This window comes from Azospirillum sp. NS33 (assembly GCF_059703765.1).
On sequence record NZ_BAAKJB010000002.1, the window covers coordinates 166,568 to 191,303 of the forward strand.

General features: G+C 72.2%; 20 protein-coding genes, 1 tRNA gene, 3 pseudogenes and 1 riboswitch. Of the genes and pseudogenes, 14 read left to right on the plus strand and 10 right to left on the minus strand.

Going from position 1 to position 24,736, the window contains the following annotated elements:
- Positions 1-211: 211 nt before the first annotated feature.
- A pseudogene (locus tag AC6H2I_RS03380) lies at positions 212-482 on the plus strand (transposase); the annotation flags it as partial.
- 126 nt (positions 483-608) lie between these two features.
- Here AC6H2I_RS03380 and AC6H2I_RS03385 read toward each other — a convergent pair.
- Positions 609-682: transfer RNA gene (locus tag AC6H2I_RS03385), tRNA-Gln, on the minus strand.
- Positions 683-991: 309 nt separating this feature from the next.
- On the opposite strand from AC6H2I_RS03385, the gene AC6H2I_RS03390 reads away from it, so the two are divergent.
- Both AC6H2I_RS03390 and AC6H2I_RS03395 read left to right on the plus strand, forming a co-directional pair.
- On the plus strand, positions 992-1,996 hold the full coding sequence (locus tag AC6H2I_RS03390) for a Ppx/GppA phosphatase family protein (protein WP_497499162.1): 1,005 nt from the start codon (positions 992-994) through the stop codon (positions 1,994-1,996).
- A 102-nt stretch (positions 1,997-2,098) separates the two neighbouring features.
- Positions 2,099-2,803 (plus strand): RlmE family RNA methyltransferase, encoded by a 705-nt coding sequence (locus tag AC6H2I_RS03395; protein WP_497499163.1) that lies wholly within the window; start codon positions 2,099-2,101, stop codon positions 2,801-2,803.
- On the opposite strand, the gene AC6H2I_RS03400 is transcribed toward AC6H2I_RS03395, so the two are convergent.
- Together AC6H2I_RS03400 and AC6H2I_RS03405 are read right to left on the minus strand one after the other, a co-directional pair.
- A complete protein-coding gene (locus AC6H2I_RS03400; protein WP_497499164.1) occupies positions 2,761-3,618 on the minus strand; it encodes an alpha/beta hydrolase in 858 nt (285 codons plus the stop codon). The genes AC6H2I_RS03395 and AC6H2I_RS03400 overlap by 43 nt on opposite strands.
- A gap of 70 nt (positions 3,619-3,688) precedes the next feature.
- Positions 3,689-4,354 (minus strand): dienelactone hydrolase family protein, encoded by a 666-nt coding sequence (locus AC6H2I_RS03405; RefSeq protein ID WP_497499165.1) that lies wholly within the window; start codon positions 4,352-4,354, stop codon positions 3,689-3,691.
- Between the two features lie 130 nt (positions 4,355-4,484).
- Between AC6H2I_RS03405 and AC6H2I_RS03410 the strand changes: the two genes are divergently transcribed.
- Positions 4,485-4,970 (plus strand): cupin domain-containing protein, encoded by a 486-nt coding sequence (locus AC6H2I_RS03410; protein WP_497499166.1) that lies wholly within the window; start codon positions 4,485-4,487, stop codon positions 4,968-4,970.
- Between the two features lie 10 nt (positions 4,971-4,980).
- Here AC6H2I_RS03410 and AC6H2I_RS03415 read toward each other — a convergent pair whose 3' ends face one another.
- The gene (locus AC6H2I_RS03415) at positions 4,981-5,970 is read right to left on the minus strand and encodes a UDP-glucuronic acid decarboxylase family protein (RefSeq protein ID WP_497499167.1); all 990 of its coding nucleotides are present in this window, start codon (positions 5,968-5,970) and stop codon (positions 4,981-4,983) included.
- Between the two features lie 304 nt (positions 5,971-6,274).
- Between AC6H2I_RS03415 and AC6H2I_RS03420 the strand changes: the two genes are divergently transcribed.
- Positions 6,275-8,647: a sensor histidine kinase gene (locus AC6H2I_RS03420; protein WP_497499168.1), complete on the plus strand. Its 2,373-nt coding sequence runs from the start codon at positions 6,275-6,277 to the stop codon at positions 8,645-8,647.
- On the opposite strand, the gene AC6H2I_RS03425 is transcribed toward AC6H2I_RS03420, so the two are convergent.
- The gene (locus tag AC6H2I_RS03425) at positions 8,619-10,304 is read right to left on the minus strand and encodes a Na/Pi cotransporter family protein (protein WP_497499169.1); all 1,686 of its coding nucleotides are present in this window, start codon (positions 10,302-10,304) and stop codon (positions 8,619-8,621) included. The genes AC6H2I_RS03420 and AC6H2I_RS03425 overlap by 29 nt on opposite strands.
- A 234-nt stretch (positions 10,305-10,538) precedes the next feature.
- Positions 10,539-10,734, plus strand: a riboswitch (cobalamin riboswitch).
- Positions 10,735-10,866: 132 nt separating this feature from the next.
- Between AC6H2I_RS03425 and AC6H2I_RS03430 the strand changes: the two genes are divergently transcribed.
- Genes AC6H2I_RS03430 through AC6H2I_RS03450 form a run of 5 tightly spaced genes read left to right on the plus strand, consistent with a single transcriptional unit; the run spans position 10,867 to position 16,175 of the window.
- Positions 10,867-12,753 carry a TonB-dependent receptor plug domain-containing protein gene (locus tag AC6H2I_RS03430; RefSeq protein WP_497499170.1) on the plus strand — a complete coding sequence of 629 codons (1,887 nt, stop codon included), beginning with the start codon at positions 10,867-10,869 and terminating at the stop codon, positions 12,751-12,753.
- A gap of 20 nt (positions 12,754-12,773) precedes the next feature.
- Positions 12,774-13,562: an ABC transporter ATP-binding protein gene (locus AC6H2I_RS03435; protein ID WP_497499171.1), complete on the plus strand. Its 789-nt coding sequence runs from the start codon at positions 12,774-12,776 to the stop codon at positions 13,560-13,562.
- Positions 13,559-14,098, plus strand: a complete 540-nt coding sequence (cobU, locus tag AC6H2I_RS03440) for a bifunctional adenosylcobinamide kinase/adenosylcobinamide-phosphate guanylyltransferase (RefSeq protein ID WP_497499172.1) — start codon at positions 13,559-13,561, stop codon at positions 14,096-14,098. Before AC6H2I_RS03435 ends, cobU begins: the two co-directional genes overlap by 4 nt.
- Positions 14,095-14,712, plus strand: coding sequence for a cob(I)yrinic acid a,c-diamide adenosyltransferase (gene cobO / locus AC6H2I_RS03445; RefSeq protein WP_497499173.1), 618 nt, complete (start codon positions 14,095-14,097; stop codon positions 14,710-14,712). Before cobU ends, cobO begins: the two co-directional genes overlap by 4 nt.
- A complete protein-coding gene (locus AC6H2I_RS03450; protein ID WP_497499174.1) occupies positions 14,712-16,175 on the plus strand; it encodes a cobyric acid synthase in 1,464 nt (487 codons plus the stop codon). The genes cobO and AC6H2I_RS03450 overlap by 1 nt, the downstream gene beginning before the upstream one ends.
- A 16-nt stretch (positions 16,176-16,191) precedes the next feature.
- Here the strand turns inward: AC6H2I_RS03450 and AC6H2I_RS03455 are convergent, their stop codons facing one another.
- Complete coding sequence (locus tag AC6H2I_RS03455) at positions 16,192-16,737, minus strand: GNAT family N-acetyltransferase (protein WP_497499175.1); 546 nt, start codon at positions 16,735-16,737, stop codon at positions 16,192-16,194.
- A 4-nt stretch (positions 16,738-16,741) separates the two neighbouring features.
- On the minus strand, positions 16,742-17,878 hold the full coding sequence (gene mltA, locus AC6H2I_RS03460; protein WP_497499176.1) for a murein transglycosylase A: 1,137 nt from the start codon (positions 17,876-17,878) through the stop codon (positions 16,742-16,744).
- Positions 17,879-18,268: 390 nt separating this feature from the next.
- Here mltA and AC6H2I_RS03465 point away from each other — a divergent pair, with 390 nt between their 5' ends.
- The 4 genes and pseudogenes from AC6H2I_RS03465 to AC6H2I_RS03480 all read left to right on the plus strand — a co-directional run bounded on the left by AC6H2I_RS03465 (position 18,269) and on the right by AC6H2I_RS03480 (position 23,074).
- Positions 18,269-19,663: an RsmB/NOP family class I SAM-dependent RNA methyltransferase gene (locus AC6H2I_RS03465; RefSeq protein WP_497499177.1), complete on the plus strand. Its 1,395-nt coding sequence runs from the start codon at positions 18,269-18,271 to the stop codon at positions 19,661-19,663.
- 66 nt (positions 19,664-19,729) lie between these two features.
- Entirely contained in the window at positions 19,730-20,296 is a 567-nt protein-coding gene (locus AC6H2I_RS03470) for a GNAT family N-acetyltransferase (protein WP_497499178.1), read from the plus strand.
- 53 nt (positions 20,297-20,349) lie between these two features.
- Positions 20,350-21,924, plus strand: coding sequence for a glutamine-hydrolyzing GMP synthase (guaA, locus tag AC6H2I_RS03475; protein WP_497499179.1), 1,575 nt, complete (start codon positions 20,350-20,352; stop codon positions 21,922-21,924).
- A 108-nt stretch (positions 21,925-22,032) separates the two neighbouring features.
- A pseudogene (locus AC6H2I_RS03480) lies at positions 22,033-23,074 on the plus strand (IS3 family transposase).
- A gap of 61 nt (positions 23,075-23,135) precedes the next feature.
- Here AC6H2I_RS03480 and AC6H2I_RS03485 read toward each other — a convergent pair.
- From AC6H2I_RS03485 to AC6H2I_RS03495, 3 genes and pseudogenes are all read right to left on the minus strand, one after another.
- Positions 23,136-23,600: a type II toxin-antitoxin system VapC family toxin gene (locus AC6H2I_RS03485; protein WP_497499180.1), complete on the minus strand. Its 465-nt coding sequence runs from the start codon at positions 23,598-23,600 to the stop codon at positions 23,136-23,138.
- Positions 23,600-23,899 carry a hypothetical protein gene (locus AC6H2I_RS03490; RefSeq protein WP_497499181.1) on the minus strand — a complete coding sequence of 100 codons (300 nt, stop codon included), beginning with the start codon at positions 23,897-23,899 and terminating at the stop codon, positions 23,600-23,602. Before AC6H2I_RS03490 ends, AC6H2I_RS03485 begins: the two co-directional genes overlap by 1 nt.
- Positions 23,900-24,241: 342 nt before the next feature.
- Positions 24,242-24,730, minus strand: a pseudogene (locus AC6H2I_RS03495) (transposase); the annotation flags it as partial.
- Between the last annotated feature and the right edge of the window lie 6 nt (positions 24,731-24,736).

Sequence of the window (24,736 nt, forward strand, 5' to 3'; positions counted from 1 at the left end):
CGGTAACGTCTGGTCACCACAACTCAAACCCTTACCGAGGGTGACCACGATGACCGACGAGAGGATGGCACTGCGCGGAATGCTGGAAAAGGGCACGGATGCCGACGTGCTGCGGGAGATGATTGGCTTCGCCGCCCAGCGGCTGATGGAGATCGAGGTTCATGCGTTGACCTGGGAGCTCCCGGCGGGCGCTCGCCCGACCGGCTGGCGCGTCAAGCTGGTGATCTCCGACGCCCACGAGGGCATCAAGGCGGCCGACGCCGGGGTGTTCCAGGCAACTTGGCAGCGCTGCCGCGTCCATTTCCATGGGCAACGCCCGGACCCGCGTCGGCAAGAGCGGCCGATGGGTGGTCGCCGCCTTCATTGCCACCGCCTTCGCACACAACGACGCCGCCTCGGCCAAGGCCCAGGGGCGCCAGGTCGCCGACCAGGTCCGCCCCAAGGCGCCAAAGCTCGCCGATCCGCTCGACCAAGCCGAGGAGGCCCTTGAGCCTCAGATTCACCGTCACGCCCCAGCCCCGTGACCAGAGGGATGTGGACCAGGACTGTGGACCATTGGCCCACCTCTTCCCGGCCGGGCGGAGATCGTCGAGGAAGATCAGGAGAGTTGGTTGGGGGACTAGGATTCGAACCTAGGCTGGCGGAGTCAGAGTCCGCTGTCCTACCGCTAGACGATCCCCCAATCCGGGTCGCCGACCGGTGGAGGTCGGCAGCGGCGATTGGCCGCGTCCTGATGGTGGGCGGGCTTTTAGCACCGCGGTCGGGGCTTGTGAAGCCCTTTTTTCGAGCCCGGCCGGGCCGGGCGGGGCGCCTCTTTCGAATGCAGAACTTCAGCGCCGTCCCCATATGACGCTACACTGGGGATGTTTCCAGTGCGGACGATCGTTCCGCAACGAACGAACGCGGCCGGGAAGGCCGCCGGGCAGGGGCCGCCGGGGTGGTGGGGTTGATCGTGCAGGGAGAGGAACCCAAGGAGCTTGGACGCGTCCGCATGGCCATGCCGGCGCCGGGACTGGCGATGCGGCCCACCGCGGTGGCGCGTCCGGTGTTCGCCGCGCTCGACTTGGGCACCAACAACTGCCGGCTGCTGATCGCCCGCGCCGTGCCCGGCGGCTTCCGGGTGATCGACGCCTTCTCCCGCATCGTCCGCCTGGGCGAGGGGCTGAGCCGCAGCGAGCGGCTGTCGGACCAGGCCATCGAACGCACCCTCGACGCGCTGCGGGTGTGCGGCGCCAAGATCGAGCGCCGGGGCGTCACCGCGGCGCGGGCGGTCGGCACCGAGGCGTGCCGCCGCGCGGAGAACCGCGCCGTGTTCGTCGACGCCGTCGAGCGCGAGACCGGGATCGCCATCGAGATCATCTCCAGCCAGGAGGAGGGCCGCCTGGCGATCGCCGGCTGTGCCTCCCTGCTCGACCCCTCCGTGCCCTTCGCGCTGGTCTTCGACATCGGCGGCGGCTCGACCGAGCTCATGTGGCTGGCGGTCGAACCGGGGCGCCCCGCGCGCCTGCTCGACCAGATCTCCATCAGCCGCGGGGTGATCGGCCTCGCCGAGCGCTACGGCGGCGACCGCGTGCCGATGACCCACTACCGCGCCATGGTCGACGAGGTCGCCGGCCTGATCGAACCCTTCATCGCCCGCAACGGCGTCGCCGCCCGCCACGCCGCCGGGCAGGCGCAGCTGCTCGGCACGTCGGGCACGGTGACCACCCTGGCCGGCCTCCACCTGGGCCTGCCGCGCTACGACCGGCGCGCCGTCGACGGCAGCTTCCTGCGCATCGACCACGCCCGCACCATCATCGCCAAGCTGCTGACGCTGGACTTTGCCGGCCGGGCAGGGCATCCCTGCATCGGGTCCGATCGCGCCGACCTCGTGGTGGCCGGCTGCGCGGTGCTCGAGGCGATCTGCGACTGCTGCCCGGTGCCGCGCCTGCGCATCGCCGACCGCGGCCTGCGCGAGGGCATCCTCGTCGACCTGATCGGCGCGTCCGGGGCGTGACCCGTCCCCATGCGGGAGCCCGGTCGATGGTCGAGCGGGACCTGGAGTCGGAGTTGGAGCGGGCAGCCGGCCGGGCGCCGCTCCGTGAAGGAACGAAGGACGATGCCACACAAGCCCAACGACACGCGGCCGGGCGGCCGCCGCGCCACGGTTCGCGTGAAGACCGCCGCCAAGCGCTCCCTGTCGTCGACGCGGTGGCTGGAACGCCAGCTCAACGATCCCTACGTGGCCGAGGCGCGCAAACGCGGCTACCGCTCCCGCGCCGCCTTCAAGCTGCTTCAGCTCGACGAGAAGTTCCGCCTCCTGGCCCCGGGCAAGCGGGTCGTCGACCTCGGCGCCGCGCCGGGCGGATGGACCCAGGTGGCGGTGGCGAAGGTGCGGCCGGCCCAGACCGGCGCCCGGGTCGTCGGGCTGGACATCCTGCCCATGGACCCGCTGCCCGAGGCCACCACCCTGCAGGCGGACTTCCTGGAGGAGGGCGCGGCGGACCGCCTGAAGGACGCCCTGGGCGGCCCGGCCGACCTGGTGCTGAGCGACATGGCCGCGCCCACCACCGGCCACCACCAGACCGACCACCTGCGCATCATGGCCCTGGCCGAAGCCGCCTACGATTTCGCCGAGGCGGTTCTGGAGCCGGGCGGCGCCTTCGTCTGCAAGCTGTTCCAGGGCGGCGCCGAACGCTCGTTCCTGGACCGGCTGAAGCGTGACTTCGCCAGCGTGCGCCACGCCAAGCCGCCGGCGAGCCGCGCCGATTCCTCCGAGACCTACATCGTCGCCACCGGATTCCGCGGCGCCGCCGGGGCGTAGCCGGCCGGCGGCGCCGGCTCGGCGAGGGTGCGTGCCAGCCACCCATCGACCGCGCCGGCCACCTCCTGCCACCCCGGCTCCAGCATGAGGGCGTGGCCGCGGCCGGGGAACATCACCGGCCGCGTGTGCAGGAGCCGGGCGGTGCTGCGCACCTGGTCGGGCGGGATCAGCACGTCCGCCCCGGCGCCGGCCACGAGGATCGGAACCGACGGATGCGGCGTCGTCGGGTAGGGGGTCCACACCATGGTCTCCCACAGCACGCGGTGGCTTTCCTCCTGGAGGTGGGGCTCGTAGCGCGCCGCCTCGGCCCGCGGCATCCGGTCGGAGAACATGGCGCGGCGGATGCCGTCGGGGTCGACGTGGCGGGCGCCGCGGGCCAACAGGATGCCCATCTGCCGGGCGGCGTACGGCTCGCGCCAGAGAAAGCGCAGCGACGCCTCCCACAGGCCGTGGGGCGGGGTCGACGCCAGAAGCACCGCCGCCGGCGCGCGCCGGCGCAGAAGCGCCCGCTGCACCACCAGGCCGCCCAGGGAATGGCCGACCAGCACCGGCGGGGTGGCGAAGCGGTCGATGGTGGCGACGACATCGTCGACGTAGTCGGCCAACGCGTGCCAGCGCAGCCCCTCCCGCCCCTCGCTGCCGCCGTGGCCGCGCAGGCTGAGGGCGTGGGCCTCCCAGCCCCGCGCGGCGAACCAGCCGAGAAACGTGGCGTCCCAGATCCAGGCGCCGCAAAAGGCGCCGTGGACGAAGAGAAGGGGCGGGAGGGAGCGGTCGGTCGGCGGCGCCGGCCGGCGCGAGAGGAGTTCGAGGGTCATCCTCAGCCACATGGGCCGTCGCCATGCGCGTGTCCAGCGGCGCCCGGCGGCCGCGCTCTCGGGCGCGGTTTCAGGCGCCGTTTCCGCCGCCGCCTTGGCCGCTGCCTTGGCCGCCGTTGACGTGGGTCGCGAACCAGGCGGCGGCCGAGGCGGCGGCGAGCTCCATGGTCCCGGGCTCCTCGAACAGGTGCCCGGCGCCGGGGATGACCTCCAGCGCCTTCTGCCCGTGCAGGCGGTCGAGCGCCTGGCGGTTGAGCTCGACGACCGGGCCATCGGCGGCGCCGACCAGCAGCAGGGTCGGGGCGCTGACCCCGTCCAGCCACACCTCGGCCAGGTCGGGGCGCCCGCCGCAGCACACCACGGCGCGGAGATGGTCGTGCTCGGCCAGGCGGGCGGCGGCGATCAGCGCCGCGGCGGCGCCCGTGGAGGTGCCGAGATAGCCGATGGGAAGCCCGGCCAGGCCGGTGTGCTGATGCACGAACCGCGTCGCCTGGATGAGCCGCTCGGCCAGGCGGTGGACGTCGTGGTCGTTGGTTGGGTCCTCCCGTTCCGCGGCGGTCAGCGGCTCGAACGCAAGGGTGCCGAAGCCGGCGGCGTCCAGCGCCATGGCCAGTCGGCGGTCGCGCGGGCCGTGGCGGGCGCTGCCGTTCAGGACGATGACGACGCCGCCGAAGCCCGGCGGCAGCGCCAGCACGCCCTCCAGGTCGAGGGGGGGAATGCGGACCTCCTGTTCCATGGCGTTCTCCTTCCTGTGCCGCCATCAACAGGTTGCCGCCGGTCGGTGTCCCCGTTTGACGGGAACCGCGCCGGCCGGCATCCTCGGTCCATGCTGCGCCTCGACGGCGCGATTCGAAAGAGAGAAGGCGATGGCATCCGACGATCCAGCCGGCCGGGCCGCCGGCGCCACGGCCCTCGACGCGGCGGCGCTGCGCGGGACGCCGGGCGCCACTGACTACCCCGCACCCTTCCGCCACCGGGTGGCGGGCCGGGCGCGGGTGAGGCTGGGCGAGCGCTTCGGCCTTACCGCCTACGGCGTCAACATGACCCGGCTGGAGCCGGGCGCGGAGTCGGCGCTGCGCCACTGGCACACCCGCCAGGACGAGTTCATCTACGTTGTCGAGGGCGACCTGGTGCTCGTCACCGACGCCGGGGAGCAGACGCTCCACCCCGGCATGTGCGCCGGCTTCCCCGCCGGGTCGCCCGACGGGCACCATCTGGTGAACCGGAGCGACGCCGTCGCCGTCTACCTGGAGGTGGGCGACCGCACGGCGGGCGACGAGGCCCACTACCCCGACGATGACATGATCTTGCGGGGCGGCCGCTTCATCCGCCGCGACGGCACGCCCTGGTGATCGGGCGGCCTTATTCGGCGGCGGCGCGCAACGGCCGGGCGCCGGCCCGGGCGTCGAAAAGGGCGGTGAAATGGGCGATGGTGCTGGCCAGCCCGTCCTCCAGGGACACCCGCGGTGCCCAGCCCAGGGTGTCGCGGGCCAGCGCGATGTCGGGCCGGCGCTGCCGGGGGTCATCGTGCGGCAGGGGCCGGTGGACGATGGGCGAGCGGGAGCCGGTCATGGCGATCACCGTCTCCGCCAGCGCCCGGATGGTGAACTCCCCGGGATTGCCGAGGTTGACCGGCCCCGTCACCGCGGCGGGGGAGGCCATCAGCGCCAGGAATCCGTCGATCAGGTCGTCGACGTAGCAGAACGAACGCGTCTGCGTGCCGTCGCCGTACACGGTGATGGGGTCGCCGCGCAGGGCCTGGACGATGAAGTTGGACACCACCCGGCCGTCGTCGGGATGCATCCGCGGCCCATAGGTGTTGAAGATGCGCGCCACCTTGATCGCCAGCCCGTGCTGGCGGTGGTAGTCGAAGAACAGCGTCTCGGCGCACCGCTTGCCTTCGTCGTAGCAGGCGCGCCGCCCCGTCGGGTTGACGTGCCCCCAGTATCCCTCGGGCTGCGGGTGGACCAGGGGGTCGCCGTAGACCTCGCTGGTCGAGGCCTGGAGGATCGGCGCTTTCAGCCGCTTGGCAAGTCCCAGCATGTTGATGGCGCCGAGCACCGCTGTCTTGGTCGTCTGCACCGGGTCGTGCTGATAGTGGACCGGCGACGCCGGGCAGGCGAGGTTGTAGATCTCGTCAACCTCGACGGCGAGGGGGACCGTGATGTCGTGGCGCAACAGTTCGAAGCGCGGGTCACCCATCAGGTGTGATATGTTGCTCCGCGAGCCTGTAAAGTAGTTGTCGACACACAGGACGTCATGGCCTTCGGCAAGAAGGCGTTCGCAGAGGTGCGAGCCGAGAAATCCGGCGCCTCCGGTCACCAATGCGCGCTTCGACCCTGCATCTTTCACGGCGCTGCCTCTTTGTCTGGAGGATGACCGCCGCCCCGGGGCGGTCGCGCGGGCATGGACTTCGCGGGATTGCTCCCGTATCCAGCCGCAACACCCGGGAGGTGCAGGAGGTTCAATGTACCTTCGACCTAACGCGGTTTTGCCGCTCCGCCGAACGGGTGCAAAGGTGGTGCGGGTCGGCTAGTGTTGGCGCGCGAATGGTCCGTCGGGCGAAGGGCGAGGGGGGCGAGGCGGTGGCCAGGGACGCGGGCAGCGCTGGAGGGGGGGCCGCGACCCGGCGTCGCAGCGCCGTGGCGGTCGGCGGATGACGGCGGGCGTCGCCGACTCCGCGCCGCGCCCCGGCGGCGGCGGCGCGGCGGCGGGGCGCTGGGGCGGAGCGCTGCGCGCCGTTCCGGTCAGCCTCCGGATCTTCCTGATCGTCGCCTTGAACGGCGTGGCCATGCTGATGCTGGCCATGCTGGTGTGGGCCGGGGCCACGGTGATGGAGTCGGAGTGGCGGGCGGTCCGCCGGGTCCAGGCCTACGACCGCCTGTTCGTCGGCATCGACAGCGACGTCAGCCGCCTGCAGAGCCTGGTGCACCGCTACATCCACACCCCGACGGCCGAGCTTCTCGGCGAGATCGACCGCCGCCGCGGCGCCCTGCTGGACAAGCTCGAGGGCACCGCCGTCCCCGACGCGGAGATGGCCGGCGACCTCGGCGGGCTGACGGCGGCGTCGCGGCGCTTCCTGGCCAGCTTCGACGCCGTGCGGACGCTGATGGAGCGGCTGCGGCAGAACTACGAGACGGCGATCCTGCGCACCGGGGCCGAGGTGTCCGCCCTCTACGCCGCGCTCGACGCCGCGGTGCGGGACGGCAACCCCGCGGTGCTCCCATTGCTGGGGTCCTCGCGCGAGGGGTTCGCCAACGCGCTGCTGGCGGCCAACGCCTTCTACCTCGGCGCCGACCGCGAGGCGAACCACCGCGCGGAGACGGCGCTGGCCACGATGGACCGGACGCTGCAGGCGATTCGCGCGCTGGCCGCCGACGGCTTCCAGCGCGACGCCGTCGACGCCCTGCGGGAGCGGGCGGAGGTGCTGCGCCAGGGCATGGCCACCTTGCGCTTCACCCTGGAGCAGCAGGCACGCCTGCTCCGCGCCGAGATCGACGGCGGCCAGCGCGCGATGGCGCAGGTCATCGACCGCATGGTCGCCCACGGCCGTGACCGCCAGGCCGAGGCGCAGCGCCGCTTCGACGAGGCTCTGGTCCGGGTCGGTTGGGGCGTCGCCCTGCTGGGCGTGGTGTTCCTGGCGCTCAGCGCCGCCGCCTCCTGGGCCATCGGCCAGAGCATCCGCACCCCCTTGCGCAGCCTGATGAGCACGATGAGCGCCATCGCCGGCGGCGACTTCGATCACCCGGTCCAGGGCACCGGGGTCGGCGACGAGATCGGGGCGATGGCCCGCGCGGTGGCGGTGTTCCGGGAGAATGCCGCGGCCCGCCGGCGGGTGGAGGCCGAGCGGGACGCCCAGGAGCGGCGCTGGCGGTTGATGCTGGAAACCAGCCCGGTCGGCATCTCGATCGTCTGCGTCCGCACCCACGAGCGCCTCTACAGCAACCCGAAGTTCGACGAGCTGTTCGGGATCCGCGAGCATGCCGACGCGCTGCGGCGGCCGGTCGCCGAGTCCTTCGCGGACGCCGCGGAGATGCACCGGATGATGGCCGAGGTCGACACCCGCGGCTCGATCAGCGGCCTGGAGGTGCAGCGCCGCCGCATGGACGGCACCGCCTGGTGGTGCCTGCTCGACGTTCGGCCCATGGAGTACGACGGTCGCCAGGCCTGGATCGTCTGGCACTACGACGTCACCGACCGCCACCGCGCCGCGGACGACCTGCGCGCCGCGAAGGACCGGGCGGAGGCGGCGCTGGCCGACCTGCGGGCGGCGCAGCAGAGCCTGATCCAGGCGGAGAAGCTCGCCTCCCTGGGCGGGCTGGTGGCCGGTGTCGCCCACGAGATCAACACGCCGGTCGGGATCACCGTGACCGCGGCGTCCCTGCTGGCCGACGAGACCCGCGTGCTGGCCGACCAGTTCGCCGCCGGGACGGTGCGCCGGTCCGAGTTCCAGCGCTACCTCGACCTCGCCGGCGAGGCGACGGAGCGCATCCTGGCCAACGCCGACCGCGCCGCCGGCCTGATCCACAGCTTCAAGCAGGTGGCCGTCGACCAGACCCACGACGACCGTCGCACCTTCGATCTCGGCCTCTACATCCACGAGGTGCTGGTCAGCCTGGGCCCGCGCCTCAGGCCGTCGGGGACGACGGTCACCGTCGCGTGTCCGGAGGGGATCGAGATCGATGGCTTTCCCGGGCCGGTGGCCCAGGTGCTCACCAACCTGGTGATCAACGCCCTGGTGCACGCCTTCGAGCCCGGCCGGGCGGGCCGCATCCGGGTCACCGTGACGCCCCTTGGCGCGGACGACGTCGAGATGGTGTTCGCCGACGACGGGCGCGGGATTCCCGCGGACGTCCTGCCGAAGATCTTCGATCCCTTCTTCACCACCAACCGGGCGCGCGGCGGCACCGGCCTGGGGCTGAACATCGTCTTCAACATCGTTCAGCAGACCCTGCGCGGACGGCTGGCCGTGGACAGCACGGAAGGCGAGGGGACGGCCTTCACGCTGGTGCTTCCGCGCCGGATGTGACCGCGGGGCGGTCCGCCGCGGCGGGGCGCACCACCAGCTTCGCCAGCTTGCGCACCAGCCGGTGCAGCCGTGACAGCCGCTCCAGATCGGCCATCGCCCCGGTGAACCCGGTGCGCGCCGCGGCATCGTCATTGATGAGCGAGCGGAACAGGTCGTCGGTCAGCCGCCGCACGGTGGCGTGCAGCGCCTGCTTGGCGCCGATCACCGCGCGGGCGGTCGCCGCGTCCTGGCGGGTCAGCGCGTCCGTCGCCGCCAGCAGGTGCCGGTGAACCTCGTCGCCCAGCGCCGCCAGCCCGGCCGCCTGGGACGCGCTCAGGGCGCGCCGCCGGGCGTCGGGCTCGGTCAGCGACGGCCGGCCGAGCGTCGCCGTCACCTCGAGCATCGCGTTGAGGAGTTCCACCGCCTGGACCAGGTCGGTCGCCCGGGCGGCGTCGGCGGCGCTCAGGTCCGTCGCCATGATCCGGGCAAGATAGGCCAGGATCGCCTTGCGCAGCCGGTGCACCGCCTCGACCGGCGCGCCGGCGAGGATCGGCGCCTCGTCGTCGCCGGCGCCGCGCAGGCGGTGCTCCAGGTCCACCAGCGCGCCGCCGAGCAGGGCGGCGATCTCCTGGCCGAGATGAGCGGCCTCGAGCCGCGCCGCCTCGACCGCCAGCGCCGGCATGGCGATCAGGGCGGCGTCCAGGTGACGCGGCGCCAGGGCGGGCGCCTGGGGGCGGTCCGGCACCAGCCACCGCAGCAGCCGTGCGATCTGCGGGGTGACGCCGAGGAAGAGCAGCGCGTTCAGCACGTTGAACAGGGTGTGCGCGTTGGCGATCTGCCGCGTCACGTCGGCCGGTCCGGACAGGGCGGCCGTCAGGGCCCGGGCCGCGGCGGCCAGTTCGGCGATGAACGGGGTCCACAGCAGGGCCCCCGCGACGTTGAAGCCGAGGTGGACGAGGAACAGGCGGACCGCGTCGGGCGGCTTGCCCAGGGTGGCGAGGCCGGCTGTGACGCAGGTGCCGATGTTGGCACCCAGCGAGACGGCGATGGCGGCGTCCAGCCCCAGCAGCCCGTTGGCCGCCATGGTCATGGCGATGGCGATGGCGGCCGCCGACGACTGGACCACGGCCGTGAACAGCGCCCCGGCGAGGACGGCCAGCGGCACCGAGCGCAGGGTGCCGAGCAGCTCGACGAACGCCGGGTCGCCGCGCAGCGGCCGCATGGCATCGCCCATCACCGCCATGCCGTAGAACACCAGCCCGACGCCCAGGGCGCACAACCCGAGATCGCGGGTGCGCCGCCGCCGCCCGGCCAGCGCCACCAGAACGCCGGCCGCAACCACCGGCAGGGACAGCGCGCCGATGTCGAAGGCGATGATCTGGGCCGTCATGGTCGAGCCGATGTTGGCGCCGAGGACGACGCCGACCGCCTGCGCCGTCGTCATGAACCCGGCGGAGATGAACCCCACCAGCAGCACTGTGGTGACGGAGGACGAGTTGAGCACCGCCGTCACCCCCGCGCCGGTGAGCAGCGCGGCGAAGCGGTTCGCCGTCAGGCGCCCCAGCAGGTCGCGCAGGCTGTCGCCGGCGACCGTCTTGAGGGCCCGCGTCATCAGGTCCAACCCGAGGACGAAGAGGGCGAGGCCGCCCAGCAGCCCGGACCACACGTCGTACGCCATCGCTCGCCTTCCCCGGTTGCCGCGATCCTGGTTGCCGCAGGGGCAGCCCCAAACAGGTTGCCCGCACTTGCCCCGCCCAGGGGCGGGTTCGGCAAACCTGCAAAACCATGGAGTCCGCAGGTGTCACCGGGCCGGGCCCGTGGCCCGATCCGGTGAAACCGGCTTAGCACGGACCGCCCCCGCCCTCCATCGGTGCTGCGGCAGGACCACCCTTGGCAAGACCGGCCTTCGTGCGCTAAAGCTCGGTCCGACGGTTTCCGCGAGAGCGGATGAAAAGGGAACGCGGTGAGCCCCTCGACGGGGCGACTCCGCGGCTGTGCCCGCAACTGTAAGCGCAGAGCGCCCCGCCACGACGCCACTGGGAAACTGGGAAGGCGGCGGGGAGCGACGACGCGCAAGCCAGGAGACCTGCCGTCGAAGAGCGTCACGCGACCGTCGGACGGGAGGTTCCGATGGGACGGGAATCTCCGCGCCGAGCGGACCGTTGTGCGGTGGCGCCACCCGGGAGGGTGGCCGTCGGCCCTGTCCCGGCCCTGCCAAACCGTGCCAGGATTCCTGTTTCATGACGCATCGTGCCGCTTCCTCCGCCTGCCGGCCGCTCCGCTTCGCCGGGGTGAGCGCCCTCGCGCTGCTCGCCACGGCGCCGGCCGCCGCCCAGCAGGCGGCGCCGTCCGCCGCCACCGTCGTCGTTCCCACCCTGGTGGTCAGCGCCACCCGTCTGGCCACCGATCCGGACAAGGTGGGCAGTTCCGTCACCGTCATTCCCGGCAGCGCCTTCGACGCCGGTGGCAAGCCGGAGCTGTTCGACGCCCTGCAGGGCGTCCCGGGGGTCAGCCTGTCGCGCAACGGCGGCATCGGCAGCACCGCCACCGTGCGGCTGCGCGGCGCCGAATCGGCGCAGACCCAGGTGCTGATCGACGGCGTGCTGGTGAACGATCCGGCCAACGCCAACGGCGAGTTCGACTTCGACGCCATCGCCGTGACCGGCATCGAGCGGGTCGAGGTGCTGCGCGGCCCGCAGAGCGCGCTCTACGGCAACGACGCCATGGGCGGCGTCATCAGCGTCGTCACCACCGACGGCCGCGGGCCGCTTTCGGTCAGTGGGCTGGCCGAGCTGGGCAGCTACAACACGTGGCGCCTGTCGGCCGGCGCGCAGGGTGGCGGTGAGCGGTTCGGCTTCGCCGTGAACGCCACCACCCTGGGCACCGACGGCTTCTCCAGCTACCCCGCCGGCGACGAGGCGGACGGCGCCCGCGACCGGGCGGTCACCGGGCGCTTCCGGGCCGATCTCACGGACATCTGGTCGGTCGAGGCCGCTGCCGGCGTGTTCGACCTGCGCGGCGACTATGACGACGTCAGCGCCGACCGGCCCAACGTGAAGGACAAGACCCTGCGCTACGGCAAGGTCGACAACACGGTGTTCCTGCTGGACGGCCGGCTGGAGAACGTCGTCACCGTGTCGGGCAGCGCCACCGACCGCACCTTCGACGAGCCCAGCGGCTACACGCCCCACAGCGACTACAGCGGCCGGCGCTGGACCGTGGAGTACCGTGGCAACTACCGCTTCGACGGCGGCGACGTGATGACCGTCGGCGCCCTCCACGAGGAGGAGAGTGCGCGCATCGTCAGCGAAAGCGCCGGGCTGCGAATCGTCGGCGTCGACGACACCATCGCCACCGACGCCGTCTACGGCCAGTACCTGTTCGAGCTGTGGGACGCCCTGGCCCTGACGGTGGGGGTGCGGCACGACCGCAACGAGGAGTTCGGCGCCAAGACCACCGTGCGCACGGCCGCCGCCTACACCCTTGCCGGCACCGGAACGACGCTGCGCACCAGCATCGGCACCGCGGGCAAGGCGCCGACCCTCTACCAGCTCTTCGAGCCCACCTACGGCAACGCGTCGCTGTCGCCGGAAAGCAGCGTCGGCGCCGACGCCGGGGTCGAGCAGGCGGTGCTCGGCGGGCGCGGCACGGTGTCGGCGACCGCCTTCTGGAACCGCTTCAGCGACCTCATCGGCTTCGACGACACCTACCAGAACATCGAGGACGCCCGCACCTGGGGCGTGGAGGCGGCGGCGTCGCTGGCCGCGACCGACGCCCTGCGGCTCAACGCCAGCTACACGTTCCTGCGGTCCGAGAACCTGGCGACCAACCGCGACCTGCCGCGCCGCCCGCGCCATCAGGCGAGCCTCGGCGCGGACTGGCGGGTGACCGACGCGGCCGGCCTGTCGGCCACGCTCCGCTTCGTGGGCGAGCAGCTCGACAGCACCTACACCAACATCCGCAACGACGCCTTCACCGTGGTCGACCTTCAGGCCCGCTACGCCGTGACGGAGGCCGTCACGATCTTCGGCCGGGTCGACAACCTGTTCGATGCCGACTATCAGGAGGTGGCGCGCTACAGCTCGCCGGGGCGTGCCGTCTACGCCGGCGTGAAGGCGACGTTCTAGTGGCAACGCGGAGGGCCCCCATGGCGCGCATCGAGGCCGACGGCGTGCGCGTCGTCCTGGGCGGCCGCGAGGTGCTGCGCGGGGCGACGGTCGCCGCCGCGGCCGGCGAGGTGGTCGGCCTGATCGGCCCCAACGGCAGCGGCAAGACGACCCTGCTGGGGGCGCTGGCCGGGCTGGTCGACACCGTGGCCGGCGCCGTCCGCCTGGACGGCCGGTCGGTCGCCGCCCTGGCGCCGGAGGAGCGCGGCCGCCGCATCGGCTATCTGGAGCAGAACCCCATGACCCATTGGCCGCTGGCGGTGGAGCGGGTGGTGATGCTGGGGCGGGCGCCGCGCCGCGCCGGGCTGGGCGGGGAGACGGCGGAGGACCGGGAGGCGGTGGACCAGGCGCTGCGGCGCTGCGGCGCCGCCGCCTTCGCCGGGCGGCCGGTCACCGCCCTGTCGGGCGGCGAGCGGGCGCGGGTCATGCTGGCCCGCGTGCTGGCCGGCCGGCCCGAGGTGCTGCTGGCCGACGAGCCGGTGGCGGGCCTCGACCCCTACCACATGCTGCACGTGATGGAGCTGCTGCGCGCCCTGGCCCGGGACGGCATGGCGGTGGTGGTGGTGCTGCACGACCTCGCCCTGGCGATCCGTTTCTGCGACCGCCTGTGCCTGCTGGAGGAGGGTGCGGTGGCCGCGGCCGGGCCGCCGCACGCGGTCCTCGACACCGGCGACGCCGAGCGGGTGTTCGGCGTGCGGCTGCTGCGCGGGCCCGACTGGGCGATCCCCTGGAGCCGGACCGACGCCGGCACCGTGGGAATCGCGCCATGAGCGCCGCGGTGACCCTGGTGCTCGGGGGGGCGCGGTCCGGCAAGAGCCGCCACGCCGAGGAGCTGGTGACCGCCGCCCCGGGGCCGTGGATCTACATCGCCACGGCCGAGGCGCTGGACGACGAGATGCGGGCGCGGGTCCGCCTGCACCGGGAGCAGCGCGTCCCCGGCTGGACGACGGTGGAGGAGCCGCTGGATCTGGCCGGTGCGCTCGCCCGCCACGCCGGCCCGGGACGGGGCGTGCTGGTCGACTGCCTGACCCTGTGGGTCGCCAACCTGCTGGGGGCGGGGCGCGATCCCGGGGCGGCGACGGCGGACCTGCTGGCGACGCTCGACGGCGTCGCCGGCGAGGTGGTGTTCGTCGCCAACGAGGTCGGGCTCGGCATCGTTCCCGACAACGCCCTGGCCCGGGCGTTCCGCGACGCCGCCGGGCGTCTCAACCAGAGCGTGGCGGCGCGCGCCGGGCGGGTGCTGTTTCTGGTCGCCGGCCTGCCGATGACCGTCAAGGACACGACAACCGAGGGAGAACGACGATGACCGCGACGACCGACGACGAGGCGAACCGCCGTCACGCCGAAAAGATGAAGAAGGCCAAGGCGGTGCACGACCAGAGGGTGGCGGAGAAGACCGTCGAGAAGGGGCTTCTCATGGTCCACACCGGGCCGGGCAAGGGCAAATCGACCGCGGCCTTCGGGCTGGCCATGCGGGCGCTGGGGCGCGGCTTCCCCGTCGGCATCGTGCAGTTCGTCAAGGGGGCGTGGGAAACCGGCGAGGCGCTGGCGCTGCAGCGCTTCGGCGACCTGGCCGAGATGCACACCCTGGGCGAAGGGTTCACCTGGGACACCCAGGACCGCGCCCGCGACGTCGCCACGGCACGCCGCGCCTGGGACAAGGCCCTGGAGCTGATGGCCGACGAGCGGTTCCGGCTGATCGTGCTGGACGAGCTCAACATCGTCCTGCGCTATGACTACCTGCCGCTGGAGGAGGTGCTGGAGGCACTGGCCGCCCGGCGGCCGGGGCTGCACGTGGTGGTCACCGGGCGGAACGCCAAGCCGGCGCTCATCGAGGCGGCCGACCTGGTCACCGAGATGACCTTGGTGAAGCACCCCTTCAAGGCCGGCGTCAAGGCGCAGGAAGGGATCGAGTTCTGATGGCCGCGCGCGCGCTGATGCTTCAAGGCACCGGGTCCGACGTAGGCAAGTCCCTGCTGGTCGCCGGGCTGTGCCGGGCGTTGGCGCGCCGCGGCCTCTCGGTGCGGCCGTTCAAGCCGCAGAACATGTCCAACAACGCCGCCGTCACCCCCGACGGCGGTGAGATCGGGCGGGCCCAGGCGCTGCAGGCCCGCGCCTGCGGCGTGCCGCCCAGCGTGCACATGAACCCGGTGCTGCTCAAGCCGCAGTCCGACATCGGGGCCCAGGTGGTGGTGCAGGGCCGCGTGGCCGGCATCTCCCGCGCCGCCGACTACCAGGCGCGCAAAGGTGAACTGCTGGACGCCGTGCTCGACAGTTTCGGACGCCTGCGCGCCGAGGCCGACGTGGTGGTGGTGGAGGGGGCCGGCAGCCCGGCCGAGGTCAACCTGCGGGCCGGCGACATCGCCAACATGGGGTTCGCCCGGGCCGCCGGGGTGCCGGTTGTGCTGGTCGGCGACATCGACCGCGGCGGCGTCATCGCCAGCCTGGTCGGCACCCACGTGCTCCTCGACGCCGACGATCGGGCGATGGTGCGCGGGTTCCTCATCAACAAGTTCCGGGGCGATGTCCGGCTGTTCGACGGCGGGCTCGCCACCATCGCCCAGCGCACCGGCTGGCGCTCCTTCGGGGTCGTGCCCTGGCTGGCCGAGGCCGCGGTGCTTCCGGCCGAGGACGCGGTGGCCCTGGACACCTGGCGGGCGCGGCTGGGCGGCGCGATCCGGGTCGCCGTGCCGATGCTGTCGCGCATCGCCAATTTCGACGATTTCGATCCGTTGGCGCTGGAGCCGGCGGTGTCGCTCACCATGGTGCCGCCGGGCCGGCCGCTGCCCGGCGACGCCGACCTGGTGATCCTGCCCGGCACCAAGGCGACCATCGCCGACCTCGCCTTCCTGCGGGCCCAGGGCTGGGACACCGACCTGGTGGCGCACCGCCGGCGCGGCGGCCGCGTTCTCGGGATCTGCGGCGGCTACCAGATGCTGGGCCGCCGCATCGCCGACCCCGCGGGCATCGAGGGGCCGCCCGGCGCCGCCGATGGCCTCGGCCTCCTCGACGTCGAGACGGTTCTGAGCGGGCCCAAGGTGCTGACCGAAGCCGCCGGGTCCGACGCGGCGACGGGAGCCGCCGTCGCCGGCTACGAGATGCACATGGGGCGCACGGCGGGGGCGGACTGCGTGCGGCCGGTGCTGCGCCTGGACGGCGGCCGCGCCGACGGTGCGGTGTCGCCCGACGGGCGCGTCGCCGGCTGCTACCTTCACGGCCTGTTCGCGGCCGACGGCTTTCGCGCGGCCTTCCTCGAACGCCTCGGCGGCGAGGGCCCGTCCGGGCTGGCCTACGACGCCACCGTCGACGGCGCGCTGGACGGGCTGGCCCGGCGCCTGGAGGAGCACGCCGACGTGGCGGGGCTGCTGGCGGCCGCCGGATAGGCGGCCGGCGGGACCGTCACCCGGGCCCGGCCCCGGCTCCCGGCGCGAGCGGCCGTCCCAGGAAGAGGCGCGGCCCGCGCGCGTCCGCCACCGTGAAGCCGTTGCGGCGGTAGAAGGCGGCGTTGCGCGCGGCGACGCCGGTGACGACGTGCACGCCGGCCAGCCCGGCGGCCGCGCAGTCCGCCACGAAGGCCGCGACCAGGGCGGCGCCGACCCCGCGGTCGCGGTGATCGGGGTGGACGTTGACGTGGAGGTGCGCCGGGAACGCGGCGAAGTGATCGGCGAACACGGCGTAGCCGGGGATGGTGGCGAACAGCGCCGTGGCGGCGGCGCTGTCGCGGCAGCCGGTGAGGTATCCCGCCACGCCGCCGTCGTCGGCCAGCGCCATGCGGACGTCGCCCGGGGCGTCCGCCAGGTACCAGCCGGTCCAGGCCGCCAGGAAGGCGGCGCGGTCCTGGGGCGTGTCGAAGCCGTGCCGCAGGCTCGACCGGAAGAAGATATCCGTCACCGCCGCGACGGCGGCGCCGCGGTCGGGCAGGTCGCCCAGCCGGACCAGCCGCACCGGGTTACGGGCGTTGCGCGGTCTGCACGGTCTGGCGCGGCACCAGGAGGGTGTAGCGCCCGCGCGCCCGCATGGTGCCGGCCCCCAGCTCGGCGTCGTGCCCGGCGCCCCAGAACAGGTCACCGCGCACCGCCCCCTTGATGGCGCCGCCGGTGTCCTGGGCGACCACCAGGCGGCGCAGCTCGCCGCCGGGCACCGGCGCCTCGCGCAGCTCCATCCAGAGCGGGATGCCGAGCGGCACGTGGGAGGGGTCCACCGCGAGGCTGCGGCCGGGCGTCAGCTCCATGTCGCGGGCGCCGCGGGCGCCCCCGCCGGGACGCAGCTTGAAGAAGACATAGGACGGATTGAGGTTCATCAGGGATTGCGCCTGCTCCGGGTTGGCCTCCAGCCAGCGGCGGATGTACTGGAGCGACATCTCCTCGGGCGTGGCGACACCGAGATCGAGCAGGTGGCGGCCGATCGGGTAGTAGCGGTGGCCGTTCTGGCCGGCGTAGCTCAGGCCGACCACGCTGCCGTCGGGCATCCGCACCCGGCCGGAGCCCTGGATCTCGAGGAAGAAGGCGCCGATGGGGTCGTCGACCCACAGGACCTCAAGTCCCCGGCCGGCGAGCGCCCCCTCGGCGATGCGGGCGCGGCTGGGCAGCCCCTTGCGGGCCCGCGGCGGCGGCCGGTAGAGCGGCACGGAGAAGCGCTCGCTGGGCGTCCAGCTTCCCTGGAGCTCGACCTCGTAGTAGCCGGTGAACAGCCCGTCGTCGCCGGAGGCGATCACCGGGACGGGCGTGAAATGCGCCTCGAAGAAGAGCCGCGCCGTTTCATGGTCGCCGGGCGGCAGGGCACGGGCGGCGTGGCACGCCGGGCGCCAGTCGGCCACCCGACCGGCGCGGGGATCGCTGCCCATGGCCTTGTCCGCCGCCTGGCGGTCGGCCCACGCGCAGGTCTGGCGGAAGGCGTCCAGGGCGTGGGCGTGGTCGTCGGTCCCCCAGCCGGGAAGCGGACGGAAATCCGCGGCGATCCGCTCCAGAGGGACGTTGCGGCCGCGGTGCGCCGACGCCGGGGCGTCGCCCCCCGGGGGCGGCGCCCCGGCGCATCCCGCCAGCGCCGCCATGGCCACCGCACACACCCCCCGCGCCAGGGCGCTCATTCCGCCACCCGCGCGCGCCGGGGCGCGTTTCCCGCCGGCCGCGCGCGATCGTGCGCGCATCCCGCCGTCTCCGACCGCGTTCGCCATCGTTCCCCCGCGCCGGACCGGCGCGAGGCGCCCGGTGACCGGTGTCCTGTGTTGGATCCCCTGTCCGCGCCGCGCGGCCGCCGCCTGACCCGGCCGGCACCCGTACCCCCACGCGCGCATGCCGTGCATGCATTGCAGTGGAATCTGAGCAAGGTGGTGCAACGCGCTGAGTTACCATATCGTTTGGGGTATCGGTGCGCAAGGCTGAAGATGCGCCGAGTCGGCGTGGGGGATGACAAGGCGGTCGAAAGCGCGCTATCTCCGCCGCCGGGGACGCGGTCCCCAGTGCCCAGAGGAGCCGAGATGACCCCCGCAGCCCGCCTTCAGGCGGTGATCGACCTGCTGACCGAGATCGACGCCACGCCACGCCCCGCCGACGCGGTGATCAGCGCCTTCTTCCGCAACCGGCGCTACATCGGTTCCAAGGACCGCAGCGCCGTGGCCGAGACCGTGTACGCGGTGCTGCGCCGTCACGCCCGCCTGGCCTGGTGGCTGGAGCGCGAGGGGCACGCCGCCTCGCCGCGCGCCCGGGTCATCGCCAACGCCATCCTGGGCGATGGCAAGGCGGCGGAGACCATGGCGACCCTGTTCAGCGGCGGCAAGTTCGCGCCGGAGGCCTTCGCCGCGGCCGAGTCACGGCTGGCGGCTGCGCTCGAGGGCCACACCCTGGACCACCCGGCGATGCCCGACACGGTCCAGGTCGAGTGCCCGCCCTGGGCGGAGGGGCCGTTGCGGGCGGCGCTGGGCGACCGCTTCGCCGTGGAGATGCGGGCGTTGCTGGAGCCGGCCCCCCTGGATCTGCGGGTCAATCCGGTGCGCGCCGACCGGGCCACCGCCCGCGCCGCCCTGGAAAAGGCGGGGATCGAGGCCAAGCCCACGCAGTGGTCGCCGTTGTCGCTGCGGGTGCGCGGCCGGCCGCCGCTGGCCACGGTTGACGCCTTCAAGGAGGGGATGATCGAGATCCAGGACGAAGGGTCGCAGCTCGTCGCCCTGGCGGTGGCGCCCAAGCCGGGCATGCAGGTGGTCGATTTCTGCGCCGGGGCGGGCGGCAAGACGCTGGCGCTGGCGGCGGCGATGAAGAACAAGGGGCGGGTGGTCGCCTGCGACGTGCTGGAAGGCCGCCTGAAACGGGCGGCCGAGCGCTTCCGCCGCGCCGGGCTGCACAACATCGAACCGCACCCCCTGAAGAGCGAGCGCGACCCCTGGGTGAAGCGCCACAAGCGCAAGTTCGACCGGGTGCTGGTGGACGCGCCGTGCTCGGGCACCGGCACCTGGCGGCGCAACCCGGACAGCCGGTGGCGGCCGCTCGGCCCCGGTCTGGAGCAGCTCGTGCCCCTCCAGGCCAGCATCCTCGACAGCGCGGCGCGGCTGGTGAAGCCGGGCGGCCGCCTGGTCTACGCCACGTGCTCGCTGCTGGCGGAGGAGAACGAGGCGCAGATCGCCGCCTTCCTCGACGGGCATCCCGAGTTCGTCGTGCTGCCCGTCGCCACCGTGTGGGAGGAGGAGGGCGCCGGGTCGCCGCCCGGCGACGGGCCGTTCCTGCGCCTGACCCCCGCCCGCCATGACACCGACGGCTTCTTCGCGGCGGTGATGGTGCGCCGCGAGGAGGCGGCCGCTGCGGACGGCGGGGACGCCGACCCGCCGGACGGCGGGGACGCCGACCCGCCGGGCGGCGCCGAGGAGACGGCGTCGGCCTGAGCGCTGGACAGCGGCGCCGCGCACCCCATGTTCCTTAGCCGGAGACCAGGCGAGGGGAGGGGTGGCGTGATCGTCATTCGGGATGCGGCGCCGCAGGACGCCGACGGGATCGGTCGGGTGCATGTGGCGAGTTGGCGGTCGACCTATGCCGGCGTGCTGCCCGCGTCCTTTCTGGTGAGCATGTCGGAGGCGACGGTGCGGGCGCGCTGGCGCGTCGCCGTCCGGGCCCAGCGCGATGGCCATGGGACGCTGGTCGCGGCCGACGCCGCGGGCGACGTGGCGGGCTTCGTCAGCTATGGCCGCCAGCGCACGGCCATCGAGGGGTTCGCCGGCGAATTCTATGCCCTTTACCTGCACGACGAGGCGCATGGCCTGGGGTTGGGGCGGCGGTTGATGGCCGCGGCGGCGGAGCGCATGGCCGTGGCCGGCCTGGCCTCGGCGGTGGTGTGGTGCCTGCGCGACAACCCCGCGCGCTGGTTCTACGAGCGGCTGGGCGGGGCGCGGCTCGCCGAGCGGGGGATGCGCTTCGCCGGTGCCGACACCGTCGAGCTGGCCTATGGCTGGCGCGATCTGGAGCCGCTGGCCCGGCAGGCGGCGGGTTCGGAGCCCGGCTGGGGCGGCCAAGAGCCTTGACCGGCGGCGGGCGGAGAGGCATGTAGCACTCTTTGCAGCCCGACGAGCCCGCCATGACCACCGCCCAGTCCACCACGACGTCCGTGGAACGCGTCCTCATCCTCGATTTCGGCAGCCAGTTCACGCAGCTGATCGCGCGGCGTGTGCGCGAGTCCGGGGTCTACTGCGAAATCCACCCGTTCAGCATGGACGAGGGGCGCATCCGCGCCTACGCGCCGAAAGGGATCATCCTGTCCGGGGGCCCGGCCTCGGCGCTGGAGGAGAACGCCCCGCGGGTGCCCGAGGCCGTGTTCACCATGGGGGTGCCGGTCCTCGCCATCTGCTACGGCCAGCAGACCATGTGCCACCAGCTCGGCGGCACGGTGCAGGGGTCCGACCACCGGGAGTTCGGCCGCGCCTTCGTCGACGTCACGGAGACCTGCGCGCTGTTCGACGGGCTGTGGTCGAAGGGCGCGCGCGAGCAGGTGTGGATGAGCCATGGCGACCGGGTGACGGCGCTGCCCGACGGCTTCCGGGTGGTCGCCGTCAGCGACGGGGCGCCCTTCGCCGCCATCGCCGACGACGCCCGCCAGTTCTACGGGGTGCAGTTCCACCCCGAGGTGGTGCACACGCCGCACGGCCGGCAGCTTCTCGCCAACTTCGTGCACCGCGTGGCGGGCTGCAGCGGCGACTGGACGATGGCCGCCTTCCGCCGCCAGGCGACCGACGCGATCCGCACCCAGGTCGGCGCCGGCCGGGTGATCTGCGGCCTGTCGGGTGGCGTCGATTCATCGGTGGCGGCGGTGTTGATCCACGAGGCGATCGGCGAGCAGCTGACCTGCATCTTCGTCGACACCGGGCTGATGCGGGCGGGCGAGGCCGACGAGGTGGTCACCCTGTTCCGCGACCACTACAACATCCCGCTGGTGCACGTGGACGCCGCCGACCTCTTCCTTGGCAAGTTGGCGGGGGTGAGCGACCCCGAGCAGAAGCGCAAGATCATCGGCGCCACCTTCATCGAGGTCTTCGACGCCGAGGCCCACCGGATCGGCGGCGCCGAGTTCCTGGCCCAGGGCACCCTCTATCCCGACGTCATCGAGAGCGTGTCCTTCACCGGCGGCCCCAGCGTCACCATCAAGTCCCACCACAACGTCGGCGGCCTGCCCGAGCGCATGAAGCTGAAGCTGGTGGAGCCGCTGCGCGAACTGTTCAAGGACGAGGTGCGGGCGTTGGGCCGCGAGCTGGGCCTGCCCGAGGCGTTCGTGAAGCGCCATCCGTTCCCGGGTCCCGGCCTCGCCATCCGCGTGCCTGGCGACATCACCCCGGAGAAGCTGGCGATCCTGCGCAAGGCCGACGCGATCTATCTGGAGGAGATCCGGAACGCCGGGCTCTACGACGCGATCTGGCAGGCCTTCGCCGTGCTCCTGCCGGTGCGATCGGTGGGGGTGATGGGCGATTACCGGACCTACGATCACGTGCTGGCGCTGCGCGCGGTGACCTCCACCGACGGCATGACGGCGGATTGGTACCCGTTCCCCCACGAGTTCCTCTCCCGCGTGTCGAGCCGCATCGTCAACGAGGTGCGCGGCGTGAACCGCGTGGTCTACGACGTGACGTCGAAGCCGCCGGGCACCATCGAGTGGGAATGAGGTGTTCCCCGTTCCCCGGGCAGTTGGATAAGCTTGGTTCGCCCATCAGGAAGGACGGACCCGATGACGGGGAAACGGAAGCGGTATTCGGCGGAGTTTTAGGCGAAGGTGGCGCTGGAGGCGATCCTGGGTGAGTTGACGGTGTCACAGTTTGTTGCCAAACACGGGGTGCACCAGACGCTGATCAACGCCTGGAAGAAGCAGGCCATGGAGGGGATGGCCGGGGTGTTCTCCGGCAAGGCGGAGGCGGCCGGGGCCAGCCATCAGGGCGACGTGGAGAAGCTGCACGCCATGATCGGGCAACTGGTCGTGGAACGCGATTTTTTGCGCAAGGCCTCCGGTCGATGAGCGCGGCCGGAGGCGGGAACCGATCGAGCCGGAGCATCCGCGCTTGTCGATCACCCAGCAGTGCGCATTGGTGTCGCTCCGCCGCTCCAGCTACTACGAGCCGGGCAAGGGCGAGTGTGCCGAGAACCTGGAGCTGATGCGGCGGATCGACGTGCAGTTCCTGGAAACGCCGTGGTACGGCAGCCGGCAGATGACCTGGCATCTCCGCCGACACGGGCATGCGGTCTATCAGCGCCCGAAGACAACGGTGCCTCACCCCGAGCACAAGATCTGGCCGTATCTGCTGCGGGACATGTCTATCGACCGCCCCAATAAGGTGTGGTGCGCCGACATCACGTACAGTCCCATGCGCCGCGGCTTCCTGTATTTGGTGGCGGCGATGGACTGGGCGTCGCGCCGGGTGCTGGCTTGGCGACTGTCGAACACCATGGACGTCGAGTTCTGCCTGGAGGCGGTGGAAGAGGCGCTGGCGCGGCACGGGCGGCCGGAGATCTTCAACACCGATCAGGGCAGCCAGTTCACCAGCCCGCGCTTCACCGGCCTCTTGACGGCGGCCGGCATTCGGGTGTCGATGGACGGGCGCGGACGCTGGATGGACAACGTGTTCATCGAACGGCTCTGGCGATCCCTGAAGGACGAGTGTGTCTACCTCCATGCCGTCGAGTTGGGCAGCGAGGCCAGGGCCGGGATCGGCCGCTGGATCGATTACTACAACGCTGACCGCCCGCATTCCGCGCTCGGCGGCGGAACTCCGGCCAAGGTCCACCAGGGTGCCCCGGTCGGGATCAGAGTGGCGGCATGACACGGACCTGAGCCAAGCTTATCCCAGCCGCAAAACTGTCCGGGGAACGGGGACCACCTCACTAACGGCGCTGCGGCTGGTCCTGTCCTTTCCGCCCCCTGTCGCCGTCCCTGATCGGGTTGACGATCTCGATATCGAAGAAGTCTTTTTCGTTGTCGGTCACGACGATGCAGTCGTTGGCTTCGGCAACGGCGGCGATGATCGTGTCGAGGGCGCTCCGAGGGCGTCCGTTGGCTTTGCCGTCGGCCATGAGCCGCGCCCATATGAGGCCAGCTTTCTCGTCGAACGACAGAACCCGGCCTGCAAAAAGTATCTGCGGACCGTCCGGCCCCGTGAACCAGGTTTCGAGTTCGTCACGTCGCTTGCCTGATGGCTTCTCAAGCACGCCACGGCGAATTTCAGCGACAGTGAGCGAGGCGATGAAAAGGTCATCGTCGTTTTGGTCGGCCATCCACACGAGCAGGGACTCCGACGGGGTCGGTTTCGTGATGTTACTGATGATGTTGGTATCGAGCAGATATCGCATCAGATCTCCACCTTGCGTCCTTCTTCGCGAGGACGACTAAGGTCGAGATCGGCTCCGACGAGCGGGGATCGGCGCAGTGCGGCAAGGATGCCGCCTTTTTTCGGCGGCTCACCGGCGATGGTCTGGCTGATAGCCGCACGGAGGCGAGAGGCATCCGGGCCGTCTTCGGCGAGGCGGCGCGCCAATGATCGAATGAGGTCGCGGTCGGCATCGCGACCAAGCACCTCAAAGCGCGCCAGACCGCGCTCGCTAAGGCGAGATCGATAGTTTTGGATGGCGCGTTTTTGCGAGCTGCCCATGGTAACCTCTGAGGTATTTCCAGTAATATATCCAGACGATAGCGTTTTAGCAAGGTTCGGTTAGGCTGCGCGCGGCCCGCAGCGGCTGGGTGGCACCGCCCGCGATGAGTGATATGGATCAAGGGACGGTACTTTTTGACGGTCGTGTCCCGAGGCGTGGTGTAAGAGCCGAGGCGCTCATTTGGTCTCCGGCAGGTCTGGCCGGGACGGTCACGCGGCCGCAGCGGGCAACGTGAGGGCGAGATCATCGCGCAAGGGGGCGATGGTTTCCAGGGTCATGTGGCGGGCCCGCTGGACCGCCCATTCATCGTTCTGTTCGAGCAGGATGGCGCCGATGAGGCGGGTGGCGTCGATCCACAGGTACGGCCAATCGCCCTCGATGGGGCGCTCCAGGAAGGTCTTCACCCGCTCGTCGATTTCCTCGCACAGCCGGCTGACTTGGCTCTTGGAGATGCCGCTCATGCCGAGCGCCTTGACCAGGTCATCCACCGAACGCGTCGAGATGCCGTGGACGTAGGCTTCCTGGATCACCGCCGTGAGCGCCTTCTCGGCCATCCGGCGCGGCTCCAGGACGCCGGGGAAGTAGCTGCCCTTGCGCAGCTTGGGGATGCGCAGATCGACGGTGCCGGCGCGGGTCTCCCAATCGCGCTCGTGGTAGCCGTTGCGCTGAACCAGCCGCTCCGCAGAGCGCTCGCCGTGGGCGGCGCCGGTCAGGCCCTGGACCTCCAATTCCATCAGCCGCTCGGCCGCGAAGCCGATCATCTCGCGCAGCACGTCGGCATCAGCGCTCTTCTCCAGCAGCGCGCGAAGCGCCATCATCTCGTCGGTCATCGTGGT